This is a genomic window from Bradyrhizobium xenonodulans (genome assembly GCF_027594865.1).
GTDB lineage: Bacteria > Pseudomonadota > Alphaproteobacteria > Rhizobiales > Xanthobacteraceae > Bradyrhizobium > Bradyrhizobium xenonodulans.
The window spans coordinates 7473051-7489577 of sequence record NZ_CP089391.1; the positions used below are offsets into that span (position 1 = coordinate 7473051).

The 16527-nt window shown below is 62.2% G+C and carries 14 protein-coding genes and 1 pseudogene; 3 read left to right on the plus strand and 12 right to left on the minus strand.

Annotation, left to right across the window (positions count from 1 at the left end; translation table 11 throughout):
- Positions 1-232: 232 nt before the first annotated feature.
- The 6 genes from I3J27_RS35280 to I3J27_RS35305 form a co-directional block, all read right to left on the minus strand.
- Complete coding sequence (locus I3J27_RS35280; RefSeq protein ID WP_270163423.1) at positions 233-673, minus strand: TIR domain-containing protein; 441 nt, start codon at positions 671-673, stop codon at positions 233-235.
- Positions 651-1499, minus strand: a complete 849-nt coding sequence (locus I3J27_RS35285) for an SLOG domain-containing protein (RefSeq protein ID WP_270163424.1) — start codon at positions 1497-1499, stop codon at positions 651-653. The genes I3J27_RS35280 and I3J27_RS35285 overlap by 23 nt, the downstream gene beginning before the upstream one ends.
- Complete coding sequence (locus I3J27_RS35290) at positions 1496-2719, minus strand: toll/interleukin-1 receptor domain-containing protein (protein WP_270163425.1); 1224 nt, start codon at positions 2717-2719, stop codon at positions 1496-1498. The genes I3J27_RS35285 and I3J27_RS35290 overlap by 4 nt, the downstream gene beginning before the upstream one ends.
- A 178-nt stretch (positions 2720-2897) precedes the next feature.
- Positions 2898-3389 carry a TIR domain-containing protein gene (locus I3J27_RS35295; protein WP_270163426.1) on the minus strand — a complete coding sequence of 164 codons (492 nt, stop codon included), beginning with the start codon at positions 3387-3389 and terminating at the stop codon, positions 2898-2900.
- Positions 3390-4223: 834 nt separating this feature from the next.
- Positions 4224-4427, minus strand: a complete 204-nt coding sequence (locus I3J27_RS35300; RefSeq protein WP_270163427.1) for a hypothetical protein — start codon at positions 4425-4427, stop codon at positions 4224-4226.
- 6 nt (positions 4428-4433) lie between these two features.
- The gene (locus tag I3J27_RS35305; RefSeq protein ID WP_270163428.1) at positions 4434-5117 is read right to left on the minus strand and encodes a hypothetical protein; all 684 of its coding nucleotides are present in this window, start codon (positions 5115-5117) and stop codon (positions 4434-4436) included.
- A 1120-nt stretch (positions 5118-6237) separates the two neighbouring features.
- On the opposite strand from I3J27_RS35305, the gene I3J27_RS35310 reads away from it, so the two are divergent.
- On the plus strand, positions 6238-7944 hold the full coding sequence (locus I3J27_RS35310; RefSeq protein ID WP_270163429.1) for a recombinase family protein: 1707 nt from the start codon (positions 6238-6240) through the stop codon (positions 7942-7944).
- Here I3J27_RS35310 and I3J27_RS35315 read toward each other — a convergent pair.
- From I3J27_RS35315 to I3J27_RS35340, 6 genes and pseudogenes are all read right to left on the minus strand, one after another.
- Positions 7926-8006 (minus strand): annotated as a pseudogene (locus I3J27_RS35315) (acyl-CoA thioester hydrolase); the annotation flags it as partial. The gene I3J27_RS35310 and the pseudogene I3J27_RS35315 overlap by 19 nt on opposite strands.
- A 68-nt stretch (positions 8007-8074) precedes the next feature.
- Positions 8075-8995 (minus strand): metallophosphoesterase, encoded by a 921-nt coding sequence (locus I3J27_RS35320; protein WP_270163430.1) that lies wholly within the window; start codon positions 8993-8995, stop codon positions 8075-8077.
- A 147-nt stretch (positions 8996-9142) separates the two neighbouring features.
- On the minus strand, positions 9143-10177 hold the full coding sequence (gene ruvB, locus I3J27_RS35325) for a Holliday junction branch migration DNA helicase RuvB (protein WP_193375324.1): 1035 nt from the start codon (positions 10175-10177) through the stop codon (positions 9143-9145).
- A gap of 20 nt (positions 10178-10197) precedes the next feature.
- Positions 10198-10815, minus strand: coding sequence for a Holliday junction branch migration protein RuvA (ruvA, locus tag I3J27_RS35330; protein ID WP_270163431.1), 618 nt, complete (start codon positions 10813-10815; stop codon positions 10198-10200).
- On the minus strand, positions 10812-11339 hold the full coding sequence (ruvC, locus tag I3J27_RS35335; protein ID WP_270163432.1) for a crossover junction endodeoxyribonuclease RuvC: 528 nt from the start codon (positions 11337-11339) through the stop codon (positions 10812-10814). Before ruvC ends, ruvA begins: the two co-directional genes overlap by 4 nt.
- Positions 11340-11553: 214 nt before the next feature.
- Complete coding sequence (locus I3J27_RS35340; protein ID WP_270163433.1) at positions 11554-12300, minus strand: YebC/PmpR family DNA-binding transcriptional regulator; 747 nt, start codon at positions 12298-12300, stop codon at positions 11554-11556.
- A 224-nt stretch (positions 12301-12524) separates the two neighbouring features.
- On the opposite strand from I3J27_RS35340, the gene I3J27_RS35345 reads away from it, so the two are divergent.
- Together I3J27_RS35345 and I3J27_RS35350 are read left to right on the plus strand one after the other, a co-directional pair.
- Positions 12525-14273, plus strand: coding sequence for a methyl-accepting chemotaxis protein (locus I3J27_RS35345; RefSeq protein ID WP_270163434.1), 1749 nt, complete (start codon positions 12525-12527; stop codon positions 14271-14273).
- A 188-nt stretch (positions 14274-14461) separates the two neighbouring features.
- On the plus strand, positions 14462-15886 hold the full coding sequence (locus I3J27_RS35350; RefSeq protein ID WP_270163435.1) for a methyl-accepting chemotaxis protein: 1425 nt from the start codon (positions 14462-14464) through the stop codon (positions 15884-15886).
- The last annotated feature ends 641 nt before the right edge of the window (positions 15887-16527 follow it).

The window sequence follows — 16527 nt, forward strand, 5'->3', positions numbered from 1 at the left end:
TCGTGCTACGCGTTCGAGACTCGAATCTGCGGACGCCCTACAACGCCGATTCGCCAGCCGCTTTCAATCCGCATTCTAGGTCCCCTTCCGCATGACTGATGACCCGATGCCGGGCGCGGCTCGACTGAATGCAAAAGATTTCCCCCACTTTTTCGAATGCTTCTGTCGTGACCCCAGGTTGTTGGGTCACGATCCGCGCTTTGCCGCCCTCAGCAGGCCGGTCGCGGCAAGGCTAAGATTTCGCTTTCCCCTGCGCCTCTTCAATCCAATCCCCCAGCCGGCCGAACTCATAATCGTAGATCGGAGCCTTCGCATCGAGTAATGCTGCCGGGACAGGACCTGCCGGGCCGCGTCGTCCGCTCTCGTCCCTAATTCGATTTATGCGGACACCCAGAACGGCATGACCAAGTTCAATCGAGTGCTCGATCTCATAGGACACGTAGGCTCGGTCGGCCGTTCTCGAGCCGATTAGAACGACCGTCGCATCCGTCGTCCTCAACGCGCCATCGATCAACCCCTTGATCCTGGCATCTCCCAGCTTCGTGGTTTCCTCCCAAATGGACGGGTCGTGAAAGCCGGCCAAAGATATACCATCGAGAACGGCGCTGTTGCGCACGACATTCACTCTCCAGAGATCATGGTAGGAGAAACTAAAGAAGATTTTGCGTGCCATCCTGCATGCTCATTCCGGCAACACCTTCGGTTCGAAGTATACATTCGCTGGCCGAATCGACCTTCCCATCGCGATGATCGACAATCCTCCCCAGATCCGGATTCCACTTGATCGGCTGGCGCGCAGCTTTTCGTAGCGATTTCGAAAGAGCGAGATGATCAAAGACTACGTTGACGCAAGCTGCGACGTCGTCTGTCCTGAAGAGACGAACGTTTTCCCGACGCGGTAGGCCATTTCCGAGAGAGTCGGGCGTCAAGTCTCTGGCGAGCTTTCTGGCATAGCCTCCCAATCCGGCCACCAAAAATCTCGGAACCTTCTTTCTGCGCGCCAAGTCCATCTCCTCGCCGACCCCGGGACGCTTCCCGTCGCCGCTGTGCAACTTCCCTCCGACCGCCACCATTATGTTTTGCGTGTCTACCAGTACGCGGCGCATAGCCGTCAAGCTTTGGTTCCTCGTCTCGTTGTCCGAAGCGCTACCCGGCCCGATCTTTTTGGTGATGATGAGCTCTGCGACATCCGTGAGGCTCCGAATTCGGTCAGCCGGGAGATCGGCGGCCCACAATTCGGACATTACGAGCGTCACCGGCTTCCGAGATCGCTTGCCGGCATGTAATCGCGCCTGGCGAAGGATTATGGGCGTAAAGGTCGGATGAGATCCGTGTACGATACGTCCTCCGTATTTCAAAACGAGACCGCTGAAGAGCGAGACGAACTCCAAAATACCACGATCCATTGCAGGTTCAGACCAATCGCTCCGATCCGGCACGGCGCCAGATAAGCCGATCTCGAACTCCTCCAAGGAGACGTTGAGCTTCGTGAGGTTCATGCGGTCGCTAGTGTCGTGAAGTTGGAATCTATGAGCGTAGCAAGCTCTTGATGGTGAAGGATGACAACGGGCTCTTCATGCATGTCGGCTATCGTTTCGAGCTGCGACGCCGGCAACAAGTTGCCGTCATAGATGAAGAGAGAGAAGTTACACCGGATTGCCTGCTTGAGGAAATGTATAAAGCTCTTCATGGCCGGCCCATAGTTCGGGTCGAAGACGGAGCAATGACTTATCACGTTCGTGGCGATGCGCGGGACGTTCTTCGTCGATTGAAACATTAGAAGGCGCTTGTTGAGCACATTCCATGCGAAGCCGCGGGATACGAACTCCCTCTCAACCAAATAGGGCACTCGGCACTTTCTCCGAAATACCTCGCACAGATATTGTTCGGCCTCTTCCACGATTGCTTCGAGCTGCTCTCGAGACAAAGGGCGTGAACCTCTTGCCGGCAGCGGCATCTCGACCCATCGCTGCAACGCAACGAGAGATGGAAACCTCGGGCCGCGTTTGCGGTCGGCGGGTTCCCGAAAGCAGATTGGAAGCACCGGCAACAAAAGCGAACCCGCGGTGTTCACCTCGTGACCTATCCACGTCGAGTCGGGAGCCGACGGAGTATCGATCAGCAACACCATGTTCGCATTTTCCAACGCGTGGTCGATCTCTTCTTGAACCGGGCGGCCGGGAAGAATCATGGTCTCGTGATCTCCCTCCTTGGCTTGGTCCAGGAACGCCGAATGCCCCAAAGAGGCCAGATGCTCCTGAAGTTGAGTAGCGATCTCTGCTCCGTCTAGTGCTCGGTAGGATATGAATATCTTGCTGTCGCGTCCCTGCCATCGGAGGCTGAGCATTCCGCCGATCCTGTTCACGAGTCTGCCGGATGGTCCGGATGCCGCCGTATTGAACTGGAACGCCTTGATCGCCGCTGCCGGCGCCGGAGGTCTCTGAGTCTCCGGGGAAAGAGAAACGGGAAGAAGCGCGGCCTGGCCGTTTCGCCGTTTGACGTACTCTCCGATAAAACCGTTGCCGGAGTCGCTGAACGTTTCGCTGTTGCGATAGACTACAACCAGGAGATCGTCCCATGAGGGGTCTTCGGGCCACTTGGACGGCGAATCGGCGTTGACCAGCAGAACGGAAACAGACTCTACGAAGGCCGCCCAGAGGTCGGAGGCGATAGACCGCGCAACGCGAGAGCAACCTTGTTGATAAAGCACCACAATCATCGGGACGATAACTCAGTTGAGCGCCCTATATTTGTCGCTGGGTCGCTCGGATCCTCGGCATATCGCCGAGATCACGTTGACCTCGGACATCCGGCGGAGAACATCGAGAATTGTTCTTCGCCGGCGCCCGCTGTTCGAAGGTTTGGGAGTTCGTGGCACGCCGCTTCAGGACTGTCCTTCAGGAGTTATTCCGGATCTTGATTGCTTCTTCGATCCAGGTCTCGATATTCGAGGATATGCTGGCGTACGCAGCTTTGCTGTCGAAACCTGCTGGAGTCTTGATCGGCACCACGTCGGCGAGTGTCCCTGTGCCGTGCTTTATCTTACTTAGCGGATTCGTTCCGGCCGTGGAGGGTTTGCCGTCCTTATTGAGCAGCTTGTCTATGCGGACGGCCAACACGCCCTTCCCGTCGTCCCAGCCCTTCACGATTTCGTGGATAACCCAAGGTCGCGAGGCAGTTTGCGATCCCACGAGCACAACGACGCAGCTCTTGCCATGCATGTTCTCTTCGATCCATCGCTCGATTGCCGCGTCGCCTTTTTTCTTGACGGCCTCCCACACGTTCGCCGAGACGGGAGCGTTGCCCTCCAAGGCGCCCATATTTCGGACTTGCTGCGTCCGCCAAAAGTCGTTGTCGAAATGAAAGCTAAAGAACACACGCCTAGCCATTTGCCTTCCTCGTCTTATGCGACCCAGAAAACACTACCATCTCGCCAACAGGCTAGCGGCAACCCAGCGTATGGGGCGGCCGCGCGGACGTCTGCTCGCCGTAGTGTGTAGGGAGCAATCCGTCGCAGATTCTTGCGCCCAACGCGAAGTGTCTTGAGCCGGCCGGGTTGGTCAAGCTAGGGCTCACCCTAGGTATGCCGCGAACGGGATTGTGGTCGACCGTCCGCTGGTCACCCCGCCTCCGGTGCCGTTTTAGGAGACGAACGGATTTCCGGTCCGAAGGGCGGCGCCGCTTAAGCCGTCAAAGCCTGTCGAACACGGATCCTATGTACTGACAGAACAATCGGTCATAGATCTTTAGCAGGAAATCGTCAGTCATCCCGGCGACATAGTGGCAGTATAACGCGTACGTCCTTTTCGGGCGCATAACGCTGCAATCGAACGATTTGTGCCGCGTCTTCGCGTGCTTGCCGGGCGCTGGGTCGAACTGCTGAAACAGCGTCCGGTCGTTCGGTGACATGGGGTCCAGAATCCATTCGACCACGTCCCTCTCCGCCTCGAATAAGCACTTCGGCGGCTTGCAGCTAGAGCGAGGGTGCTTATCGAAGGCGCCCTATCGTCTATCCTGGGCTTGAAGTCGACTGCACATTCAAGGCGCGTTTGGTGCCGCCACTGAGATTGATGCCCTCAAGGAGATCATGCGCAGCGCTTGGGGTAAGTGGAAGTTCAATCCTCGGCGCCAAATCAAGATGGCCTGGAGACGCTGCGACGACAGATGGGCAACCTACAGCATGCGCAATCATCGCCGGATGTCCAAGATCATCCGCCAGACCTTCACCGTAACCCGTGCGACGACTCGCCAACAAACTCTGCGAAGAGCTTCACAATCTTCCGGTTCTGATCCCAGGTGTCAGGCCGCGCATCGCCAATCCGTTCGGCCTTGAACTTGTCGTAAAGCTCCATGAGCGTTTTGCCTGGGGCTGCAATCCGTTTGCCCTGGGTGAGATCGGCGGGCACGACGATCGGATCAGCCGGCACGCCGGTCTAGTTGCCGGCGTCCCGCTCGGCAGCACATTCCAGGACCTGGATTTGAACCCGCTGCAATCGTTGGCACAGATCAGGGTAGGCGGGCGATCCCTTCACGACTAGCAACGGCTCGCTTTGGAGCACGTCATCAACCGTCCATTCGATCAGGGCCGTCTCACCGCTGGCGAGATGCTTTTTGAGCGTGTCGAGTTGGATCGCCCGATGTTCCCGGTCAATTTTCGCCGCGTCCTTCATAGCGATCACTTCAATGGTGGCGTTGAGTCGGACTAGCGGGTCATCGGTCTCCGCGACGGCATTGTCGATCTTCGCGAAAGCCATCGTGTGTGTCTGCGCGAGATCGTGGCAGGCGCGAACGCGCCGTTGGATGATCTGGAACGCGAACAGGCCGAAGAGGCGGCCAAGCCAGGCGGCCGCTCGCCGTCTGGTTGGACAACGACGCCTCCCTGACCGGCAAGCGGCGGCGCACGTGCAGGACAGCCTGCTGAAGCGACGAAGACGGCCCACGCGGCGACAATCCGCGCGTCCGTCGCGCGCGAGGACGATTGGCATCGCTGGATCTACGGTCATCACCTCAGCCACGGTGCCAGACGGATGGCGGCCCAGCTTCTCGAGCCGAAGTTGTCGGGATTTCGCGAAATCGCCCGCAACGTGCTGCTTCGGAACGAACTGGCACAGGGGCACCACCTCGTCCGTCAGGCGCTGCGCGCGACGGAGGAAGGTTTCGACGGGCTCGTCCGCAAGGTCCAGCTCGTGGGCCAGAGCATATATTCGGACGATCTCGGGACGGACGCCGACTTCTGGCGCAGGAGCGCGGCGACGGCTATCGCAACAAAGTCAATCGACACAAGCCAGTTGGTTCGAGGCAGATACGGGCAAGGATGCCAATCTGCGAGCCGTCGATCGGGTATCGTTGGAGTGGACCAAGGCGGTCGCGGGGGGTGAAGGAGCTGATGCCTAACGGGTAGGCGTACGATCGCCCCCTTCGCGTTGCTGTTCCTCGATCCGCGTTATCCGTGAACTGACCCCTTTCGTGCTCGATGATCTTCATGTTCGGGATTGCGGTCGGCGTATCGATGCGGACCGCTTCCGAACATACGGCGTTGCCGCCGGGGAGCGCGGCAATGCCACAGGAGAGCTCCTAAGAGAGTTGGACGCAGGTCTTCGGACCTTCGTCGCCGTCACGCGCAAGTATTTTTACTCCGCTTTGCTTAGCGAGTCTGCTCCCGACTACGACCACCATCGCAGGAGTGCGCTAACACCCGATACGGAGGATTGAGATATTTGAAGAATCTCATTTTCATTCGCCGCCGCCGCGGTCAACATGAATGGACTCACAACTGAGCAGATCGAGACTTCCATGAATGCTCCACAGGCAAAGTCACGTGTGGTCCTGTGCTTCCTGTCGGGTCGCGGCCACGGCCGAGGCAAGCTGTGGCTGAACGACGATCTGGATCGGATCATCGCAGCAACAAAAGTCGTGAAATTGCAGAGAAGTTCCGGCGGGCACAGGAGCGATCGGAGATGCGAATGGCGGAAGCAAGCTCCGCGAGTAATCACAGCCGCCCGGCTGTAGCGCAGGGCGGAAATTTGCGTTAGCTTCTGCTGGCGAGTTTGCAAATGCGTACCCGCATCCGATCTCTCCGGGGACAACGGGCTATCATTCGACCGCTTGACCCCTCCCACCCTCAGAGCTGGGATAATCCCGACAATGAGGAAATCTGGTTTGACCTGGCGCGCGCCATCGGACGCCAGATCGCACGGGATGAAAACGACGGTTTGGGGCAGCCGATAAAGGAACGGCATGACGACAGCGTCATCCAAGAAAACGGCCGTACTGTACGCCCGCTATTCCAGCGACATGCAAAAGGCGACCTCGATTGACGGTCAGCTATTGCTCTGCAGGAAGGTTGCGTTGCGCAGCAATCTCGATGTCATCGGGGAATTTGTGGATGCCGCAAAATCTGGTCTTACCGATGGTGCGCGGGACGGCTATCAACGCCTGCTCAACGGTGTGCGAAATCATGACTTTGACGTGGTCGTCGTTGAGCACTTCGACCGCTTGTCGCGCGATCCGGCAACCATCCAGCGTCTCAAGCAGGTTTTCGAGTTCAACCGCGTTGAGCTGATGGATCAGAAGGGCGTCTATGCGACCGCCACCGACATCAGCATCGCAAGTCTCTACAACACGATTTACAAGCCGCAGCTCGCCGAAAAGGTTCGGCGTGGCCATGACAACGCTGTTGCTAACGGAAGAATTCCTGGCTCACACGCCTATGGTTATCGGCCGAGGCCGGGCGCGCCCGGCGAACGCGTGATCGATGAGAACGAAGCAAAGATCGTGCTCCGCATTTTCACCGAATATGCGATGGGCCGCTCGACCCGAACTATCGCCGCTGATCTCACCCGCGAAGGCGTGCCCTCACCCGGGGCAACTCGTCACAAGAACAAGGCTGGTCGCACTACCTGGAATCATCAGTGCATCACAGGCGGTCGGCATGGTCGCGGCATTATCGGCAACCAGCTATATATCGGCGAGATACATTGGAACGTTCGCTCGACAATTCTCAACCCGGAGACTCAGAAGAAACAGAAGCGCCGCAATCCAGAAGAACGCCATATCATAGTCAAAAAGCCTGAGCTGCGGATCATTCCGCAAGCGCTCTGGGATCGAGCGCAGAAGGTTCGTAGCGCGCGTGCCGTACATATGTTCGGGCCGACGGGCAAGCCGCGCCGCCGCCTCGTGATTCCGCGCAACAATGAACACCCGCTTGCCGGCGTTCTGCGGTGCGGTGTCTGCAACGGCCATATGCGAATCGCTCAATCCTCCCGGAATGGCGCGCCGCGCGCCGCATGCGCCAACGCGCATCAGCGGGGCACCTGCGAGCACACCCGTAGCTTTGACATGGACATTCTGCTCAAGGATGCCTCCGAAAAAATCGAAGCGAAATTGCTTTCGCCGAAGGCCACTGAAGAGGCGATGCGTGCTTGGAAGGAGGAATGCAAAAACGGTCGGAACAAGGGCGGCAGCGAACGCGCTAAACTGGACCGTCGACGCCGTGTGTTGACTACCGAGATCGAACGGCTGACATATGCCATCGCGAACAGCCGTCGCAAACCGGATGAGTTACTCAAGCGGATCGATGAATGCGACCTGGAACGGGGAACCGTTGAAGAGCGCTTGCGGCTGATGGGCAGTGGCGGCGAAAATGTGATCCCATTCGACCACCCAAAATTCAGTGACCGATACCGTTCGGAGACTCGAAGACTGGTCGCGGCGCTCAAGATCAACCCGAAGGCGATCGAAACTCGCATCGCCTTCCGCAACTTGATCGACTGCATTGTAGTGCATCCGGTTCGCAAGCGGATGCCTTACGAATATACGCCCTACCTGAACAGCGCCGCCCTTTCCGGCAAGAAGCTTTTCCCCGAAAACCGCGGCGAGGCAGGGGAAATCAGCACGTTTGCCTACTACGACAATGGCAAGTCAGGGAAATCCGTGTCCTCGTAATAGACGCGGACCTGCATGTGATGGCGGCCGTCGCGGATCTCGCCGTCGAGATGTGCTGTCACGTCGCGAGCCTCTTCGCTTGTCGCTGCCGGTCCGTTTTGCGCAAAAACAGCCGGTCGCGCAAGCGTAGCTAGGAGGTCACCAACCCTGCCCGCCCCAGCGTCACCTCGACGATCTCCGGCGGCACGCCGAAGCGGACGGGCATGATGCTGCAGCCGAGGCCGCCCGAAACGATGAGGTCGCATTTCAGCCGGAAGTGACCATAGGCGAGCCGGATGCCGTGCTTCGGCGAAACGGCCGGCGACCAGCCGAGCAGGCGGATCTGGCCGCCATGAGTGTGGCCGGACAGTTGCAGCGCGACGCGTGCGGGCACGCGCGGCGCGACGTCGGGCTCGTGGGCGAGCAGGATGACCGGAGCGTCGTCGGTGACCTTGGCCAATGTGCCCGCGAGGTCGTCGGCGCCGAGCCGATGCACGCGGCCATAGCGCTTTGCGGGATAATAGGCGAGCTGATCGCCGAGACCGGCGAGCCAGAACGGACGGCCGTCCTTGGTGAGGCGCACGACATCGTTCTCGTAGACGGGAATGCCGGCCGCCTCCAGCGCACGATGCGCGATGGTGGGCCCGTGCCCGGCCTGCTGCACGGTCCTGTCGTCCCAATAATCGTGATTGCCCATGATGGCATGGACGCCGAGCGGCGCCTTGAGGCCGGCCAGCACCCTGGCCCATTCGCTCGACGGAATGAGGCGCGTGACCTGGTGGAGGCCGGCGACGTAATCGCCGAGCAGCACGATGAGATCGGCGTTCAGCGCGTTGGTACGATCGACGATAGCCTCGATCCGCTCCAGCGACATCCAGGGATCGCAGGCGTGGATGTCGGCGATCGCGGCGATCTTCAGCGGAAAATCCGCCGGCCATTGCCGCGGGGTCGGATGATAGCGGGTGACGCGGAGCCGCAGCACCGGCTCGACGCCGACGCCATAGGCGGCAGTGGAGACGCCGAGCGCGGACAAGGCGCCGATGGAACGGATGAGATGCCGACGCGTGATCATGGAAGCCCGATGCTGATACGGCCTCTTGATGCGATCCGATTGAAGCCGAATTGGGGTGCTATCGTGCAGACGGTCAGCATACGCGTGCAGGCCGCCTGCACAATGGTTACCGGAAGTTCATGGCGGCCGGCGCACTCGGCGTGCAGATCAGTCGTCGCTCTCGTCCGTGCCGAACAGGCCGAACTGCGCCGCCGCATCGCGTGAGGGTTCGGCGATGCCGAGATGGCGGAAGGCGTGCGAGGTGAGCAGGCGGCCGCGCGGGGTGCGCTGGAGATAGCCGCACTGGATCAGATAGGGCTCGATGATGTCCTCGATCGCATCGCGCGGCTCGGACAGTGCGGCCGCCATCGTCTCGACGCCGACCGGACCGCCGCCATAGTTCATCGCGATGGTCGTGAGGTAGCGGCGGTCCATGGCATCCAGGCCGGCGGCGTCGACCTCGAGCGCGCTCAGCGCGTGGTCGGCGATCTTGCGGTCGATCTTGTCGGCATCGGCGGCGGAGGCGAAATCGCGCACGCGGCGGAGCAGGCGGCCGGCGATGCGCGGCGTGCCGCGGGCACGGCGCGCGATCTCGTTGGCGCCGTCCGCGCTCATGCCGACATTGAGCACGCGCGCACCGCGGGTGACGATGCTTTCGAGCTCTTCGATGGTGTAAAAATTCAGCCGCACCGGAATGCCGAAGCGATCGCGCAAGGGATTGGTGAGCAGGCCGGCGCGCGTGGTGGCGCCGACCAGGGTGAATTTCGAAAGTTCGATCTTCACCGAGCGCGCCGCCGGGCCCTCGCCGATGATCAGGTCGAGCTGAAAATCCTCCATCGCGGGATAGAGCACCTCTTCCACCGCCGGGCTGAGGCGATGGATTTCGTCGATGAAGAGCACATCACGCTCTTCGAGATTGGTGAGCAGCGCGGCGAGATCTCCGGCCTTGGCGATCACGGGACCCGACGTGGCGCGAAAGCCGACACCGAGCTCCTTGGCCACGATCTGCGCCAGCGTGGTCTTGCCGAGGCCGGGGGGACCGACGAACAGCACGTGGTCCAGCGCCTCGCCGCGCTTGCGCGCCGCCTCGATGAAGATCGAGAGATTCTTGCGCGCCTGCTGCTGGCCGACGAAGTCGGACAGCGATTGCGGACGCAGCGCGGTGTCGCCGACATCGTCGCTGCGGCGCTCGGGCGAGACCATGCGGCTGGCCTTGGGATCACTCACTTCGCGAGCTCCTTCAGGCCGAGGCGGATGAGCTGCGCCGTCTCGGCGCCCTCACCTGCGCTGCGCGAGGCCGATGCGATCGCTGCCGCCGCCTGCGGCTGGCCGTAGCCGAGATTGACCAGTGCGGAGATCGCATCCGCCACCGGGCGTGGCGCGCGTTGGTCGTCGACGGCGCCAGCAAGATGCACGACGGCGGGATCGACATTGGCGAAGGCCGGCGCCTTGTCCTTCAATTCGGTCACGATGCGCTCGGCGACCTTGGGACCGACGCCGGGCGTGCGCGACACCGCCGCCTTGTCGCGCAGCGCAATCGCATTGGCGAGATCGGAAGGCGACAGCGTGCCGAGCACAGCGAGCGCGACCTTAGCACCGACGCCCTGCACGGTCTGGAGCAGACGAAACCATTCGCGCTCCTGGTCGGTGCGGAAGCCGAACAGTTTTATCGCGTCCTCGCGGACATAGGTCTCGATCGACAGCACGGCGGCTTCGCCGGGCGAAGGCAGATGCTGCAGCGTGCGCGAGGAGCAGTGCACCTGATAGCCGACGCCGCCGACATCGAGGATGACAAAATCCTCGCCGTAGGAATCGATCAGGCCCTTGAGCTTGCCGATCATAGCCCCGCCACCTTCAGCCGCAGCGCGGTGCTCTGGCGATGATGGGCATGGGTGATGGCGATGGCGAGGGCGTCGGCGGCGTCGGCCGACGGCGGCTCGGCTTTCGGCAGTAATATCTTCAGCATCATCGCGATCTGCTGCTTGTCGGCGTGGCCGGCGCCGACCACGGTCTTCTTGACCTGGTTCGGCGCGTATTCGGCGACAGAGATGCCAAACATTGCCGGCGCCAGCATGGCGACGCCGCGGGCCTGTCCGAGTTTCAGCGTCGCAACGCCGTCCTTGTTCACGAAGGTCTGCTCGACCGCGGCTTCCATCGGCTGGTGACCGGACAGGACGGACGCGAGCCCCTCATGGATCGCGAGCAGCCGGCTCGCCAGCGGCAAACCGTCCGGCGGTTCCACCGAACCGCAGGCGACGTAGATCAGGCGATTGCCTTCGGCCTCGATCACGCCCCAGCCGGTGCGGCGCAGGCCGGGGTCGATGCCGATGATGCGAACGGGGCCACGAATCGGGAGCGCAGTCATGGGCCAGTGATAGCGGCTGGCCGGGAGGAGGGAAACAGAAACAGAACGGAAGTAACAGGGGAAGTGAGGGTGAGGCAGGCGGTGCCCGCACACACTCCGATGTCATACCCCGCGCAGGCGGGGTATCCAGTACGCCGCGGCCTATCCGTATCCCTCGAACGTCTCTGGAATACCGGGTCGCCCGGTCAAGCCGGGGACGACAGCGGTGGAAACCTCAGCCGCCCATCTTCGCAATCAGCGCGTCCGACACCTCGAAATTGGCGTAGACCTGCTGGACGTCGTCGTGCTCGTTGAGCAAATCCATCAGCTTGAGCAGCTTCTCGCCGGTCTCGTCGTCCACCGCCACCGTGTTCTGCGGCTTCCAGATCAAAGCGGCCTTGCGCGGCTCGCCGAACTTGGCTTCCAGCGCCTTGGCGACGTCGCGATAGCCTTCGGTCGAGGCGTAGATTTCGTGGCCGCCTTCGCCGGAGACGACATCGTCGGCGCCGGCCTCGATCGCAGCATCGAGCACCGCATCGTCATCGGCGACGCTGCGGTCGTATTCGATGATGCCGGTACGGTCGAACATGAAGGAGACCGAGCCGGTTTCGCCGAGATTGCCGCCGGACTTGGTGAAGAAGGAGCGGATGTCGGAGGCGGCGCGGTTGCGGTTGTCGGTCAGCGCCTCGACGATGACGGCGACGCCGCCGGGACCGTACCCCTCGTAGCGGATCTCGTCATAGTTCTCGCCCTCGTTGCCGAGCGCCTTCTTGACGGCACGCTCGATATTGTCCTTCGGCATGTTCTCCTGGCGCGCCGCGATGATGGCCGCGCGCAGGCGCGGGTTCATGTTGGGGTCGGGCGTGCCGAGCTTGGCCGCCACGGTGATTTCCCGCGCCAGCTTGCCGAACAGCTTCGACTTCTGCGCATCCTGCCGCCCCTTGCGGTGCATGATGTTCTTGAATTGGGAATGTCCGGCCATGCGTGGTCTCTCGGAGTGGTCTCTTGGAATGGTGTGCGAAGGGGTGGGAAGCGCGGCCTTATAGGCCGCCAACCCACCGGAATCAAAGGGCTCAGGTGTTCTAAGGTAGCACTGTAAAGGTAGTCCCCGGAGCGCCCCCTGCCCAGATGCTAGGCTTCGTTAACCGTGACTTCATTCCAGCCTGCGAAAATAACGCCGGACCGTCCCCCGACAAGAGAGAGCTGATGGCGTTCGGACTATTTCGGAAGCGTCTGCCGGACACGCCTGCGCCTGCGGCAGCCCCGGCGGCTCTGCAGCCGGCGGCCAATGCCGAGCCCGCCGCGGCGGCCGAAGGTGATTCGGCCCGGGAAATCCTGGAACTGCTGGAACTCGAGCTCGGCGCCATGATCCGGCAGCTGGAACGCGCCGCCAATTCGGTGGCCGGCGGTGCCGAAGCGACCGCCACCACGCTCGCAGCCATTCGTGACCGCACCGACGCCCTGACCGGCCGCACCAACGCGGCGCAATCGAACGCCTCCACCTTTGCCCATGCCGCCGACAAGTTCACCCAGTCCGCGCAGGGCATCGGCGCACAGGTGCGCGAGGCCGGCAAGCTTGCCGACGAAGCCAGCGCGGCGGCGCAGGAAGCCCGCGCCAATGTCGACCGCCTGCGCGAGTCCTCCGCGGCGATCGGCAACGTCGTCAACCTGATCGCGCAGATCGCGCGGCAGACCACGCTGCTCGCGCTCAACTCGACCATCGAAGCCGCGCGCGCGGGCGCGGCCGGCAAGGGCTTTGCGGTCGTCGCAACCGAAGTGAAGGCGCTCGCGGTGCAGACCCAGGGCGCCACGGAAGAGATCACGAAGAAGATCGACGCGCTGCAGCGCGACGCCACCGGTTCGGCCGATGCCGTGCACCGCATCTCGCAGGCGATCGAGGCGATCCGTCCTGTGTTCGACACCGTCAACGGCGCGGTCGCCGAGCAGAATGCCACCACCAGCGAAGTCTCCGGCAATGCGGCCAGCGCCTCGGAGTTCATCATCTCGGTTGGCGAGAGCGCGGCCGAGATCGATGCCGCGACCAAGGCCGCCGAGACCCATGGCGAGAACGTCGCCAGCGCCGGCAAGGCCGTCACCACCTTCGCGCAGAAGCTGAAATCGCGCTGCGCGGTGCTGCTCCGCCAGAGCGAGCACGACGACCGCCGCAAGACCGAGCGGCTGCCTTGCCACCTCAAATTCGAGACCGCGCGGGGCGTGCTGCCGGTCTACGAGATCTCGATGGACGGCGTGCTGATCGGCGGCGCGGATGCGGCGAAGCTGGCCACGCAGGCCGTCGTCGACGGCATGCTGGAACACGTCGGCGCCTGCCGCCTGCGCGTGATCGAGCAGTCCAAGGCCGGCGCCCGCGCGCAATTCGTCAGCCCCAATGCCGAGCTGGCCGAGAAGATAGAAGACAGGCTCTGGTCGATCCACGAGGAGAACACCGAGTTCGTCACCCGCGCCATGGAGGCCGGCACCGCACTGACCCGGATCTTCGAGCAGGCCGTCGGGCGCGGCGAGGTCAAGATCGACGACCTCTTCGACACCGACTATGCCGAGATCGCCGGCACCAATCCGCAGCAATATCGCACCAGATATCTCGACTGGGCCGATCGTGCGCTGCCGCCGTTCCAGGAGGCCTTTCTCGCCAAGGAGCCGCGCATGGCGTTCTGCGCCATGGTCGACCGCAACGGCTTCCTGCCGGTGCACAACAAGATCTATTCGCATCCGCAGCGGCCGGGCGACGCCGCATGGAACACGGCCAACTGCCGCAACCGGCGCATCTTCAACGATCCGGCGGGGTTGGCGGCCGCACGCAACCTGCGCTCGTACCTGGTCCAGAGCTATGCGCGCGACATGGGTAATGGCAACACGGTCATGATGCGCGAGATCGACGTTCCGATCCGCGTGCAGGGCCGGCACTGGGGCGGATTCAGGACGGCTTACAAGCTCTAGAGCATGGTCCGAAAAAGTGTGCGGCGATCTTCGACAAGATCGCGCCCATACCAAAGAACTAAGCCGCAAATTGCGCTTAGTGCACGCTCAGGCAAGACGCCGGCCGCGAATCATCCTTTAAAGCTGAAACTGGAATGGGAATGCCGCGGAGAGCCGGCGAACGGCTCTGACTGGAGGACTCATCTGACATGTCCGTCGTACAACTTGCAGTACTGGACACCGGCTCCAACCGGACGCTCGCCGAGCGGCTGATCGACCAGCTCGCCGACCGCATCGGCGGCCTCGGGGTCGAGCTTGCCGATATCGCCGGCAACGTCCAGGAAGTGGCAAACCGCGTCGCGAACCAGTCGGAGCGGTTCCATCACCTCCAGAAGACCGCCGAGACCATGGTCTCGGCCAACCACGACATCGCCAATGCGTCACAGGCGGTGCAATCGACCACATCGGCCGCGGTCGGCGAGATCGCACAGTCGCGCGGCGCGGTCGACACCGCGGTCAGCCACATCTCCGAGCTCGTCGCGGCCGTGGAGCGGATCGAGGCGCGCCTGTCCGCCGTCGGTTCGGCGCTGGCGCAGGTGGCGAAAGTGTCCGGTTCGATCGAGGCGATCGCCAAGCAGACCAATCTGCTCGCACTCAACGCCACCATCGAGGCGGCGCGCGCCGGCAATGCCGGCCGCGGTTTTGCGGTGGTCGCGAGCGAGGTGAAGAACCTCGCCGAAGCCACCCGCCAGGCCACGCATCAGATCTCCGACACCGTGCGCGATCTCGACGGCCAGATCGAAGGCCTGATCGGCGAGAGCAGCGACGCCTCGCAGCGCGCAAAGACCGCCGGCGAAGGCGCCCAGCAGATCTCCGGTATCATCTCGCGGGTCCAGCAGGGCTTTGCCTCCGTGGAAGCGGAGATCGACAGCGTCACGCGCGCGGCGACCTCCAATCTCGGCCATTGCGACACGGTCATCAGCGAGCTCAACGAGCTCGCCAAGGGCGTCGATCTGTCCTCGCGCGATCTCAGGAACGCCGATCAGCGCGTGACGAAGCTGCTCGACACCTCCGAAGCGCTGATCGCGCTGATCGCCGACAGCGGCGTGGAGACATCGGATGCGCCGCTGATCCGAACCGTCGTCGAGACCGCCAAGCGGATCTCGGACGAGTTCGAGGCCGCGATCGACCGCGGCGAGATCACGCTCGACCAGCTCATGGACGAGAACTACCGGGAAATCCCCGGCACCGATCCCAAGCAATACAACACCAGCTACGTCGACTTCACCGACCGCCTGCTGCCCGCGATCCAGGACCCGATCCAGAAGTCGGATCCCCGCATCGTGTTCTGCGTCGCCTGGGCCAAGGGCGGCTATCTGCCGACGCACAATCCGAACTACCGCCTGCCGCAGGGCAAGGACCCGGTCTGGAACAACGCGAATTGCCGCAATCGCCGCCTGTTCACCGACCGCGCGGTGAAGAAGGTCGCCGCGAACACAAAACCGTTCCTGCTCCAGACCTATCGCCGCGACATGGGCGGCGGGCAGTTCGTCCTGATGAAGGACCTGTCCTCGCCGATCGTGATCCGCGGCAAGCACTGGGGCGCCTTCCGGATGGGATTCCGGCAGAGCTGACGACCGCTCCGGCGGGCCCTTGAATCAAAAACCTCGAAAACAACCCCATGCACAGTAGCCGGCGCGTGGGAAATCAACGGCTTACGCCAGCAGGCCACGACGCGGTTTGACCCGTCGGGCAAAACAGGCGCAGAATGCTATTATTCCGAAATCGTACATAGGCTGGGACGGACCCGTCACCCGGGTGAGTCTGCATTTGCCGGCGTCGGCGCCCTCACTCGCGTGGCGAAGCTCGCCTGCGGCCATCCTTCGAGACGCCCGCCTCCGGCGGGCCCTCAGGATGAGGACGGAGTGTGCGGCTGCAATTTCGACAGGCACAACTGCCAATCAGCCTCATCCTGAGGAGACCACGAAGCGGTCGTCTCGAAGGACGAGGCGCTCGCTCAGGCCCCGCCGAGCTCATATGCGATAGCCCGTGCCGCCGCCCGACTTTCCCAATCGCACGAGTTTCGTCATCGCATGACTTTGCGCGTTCGCACGATCATCTGCGGCGGTCGATGACGCACGCGATGAAAAAACGCCAAAACATGACGATTATCATATCAATTAGCCCAGAACCGGTGCGGCGATCGCCGCACAAAATCGTGAACGTCATGGCCAGAAGCTTCGCCCGCGCAAATATGCATTGTCTCGATGCTTCA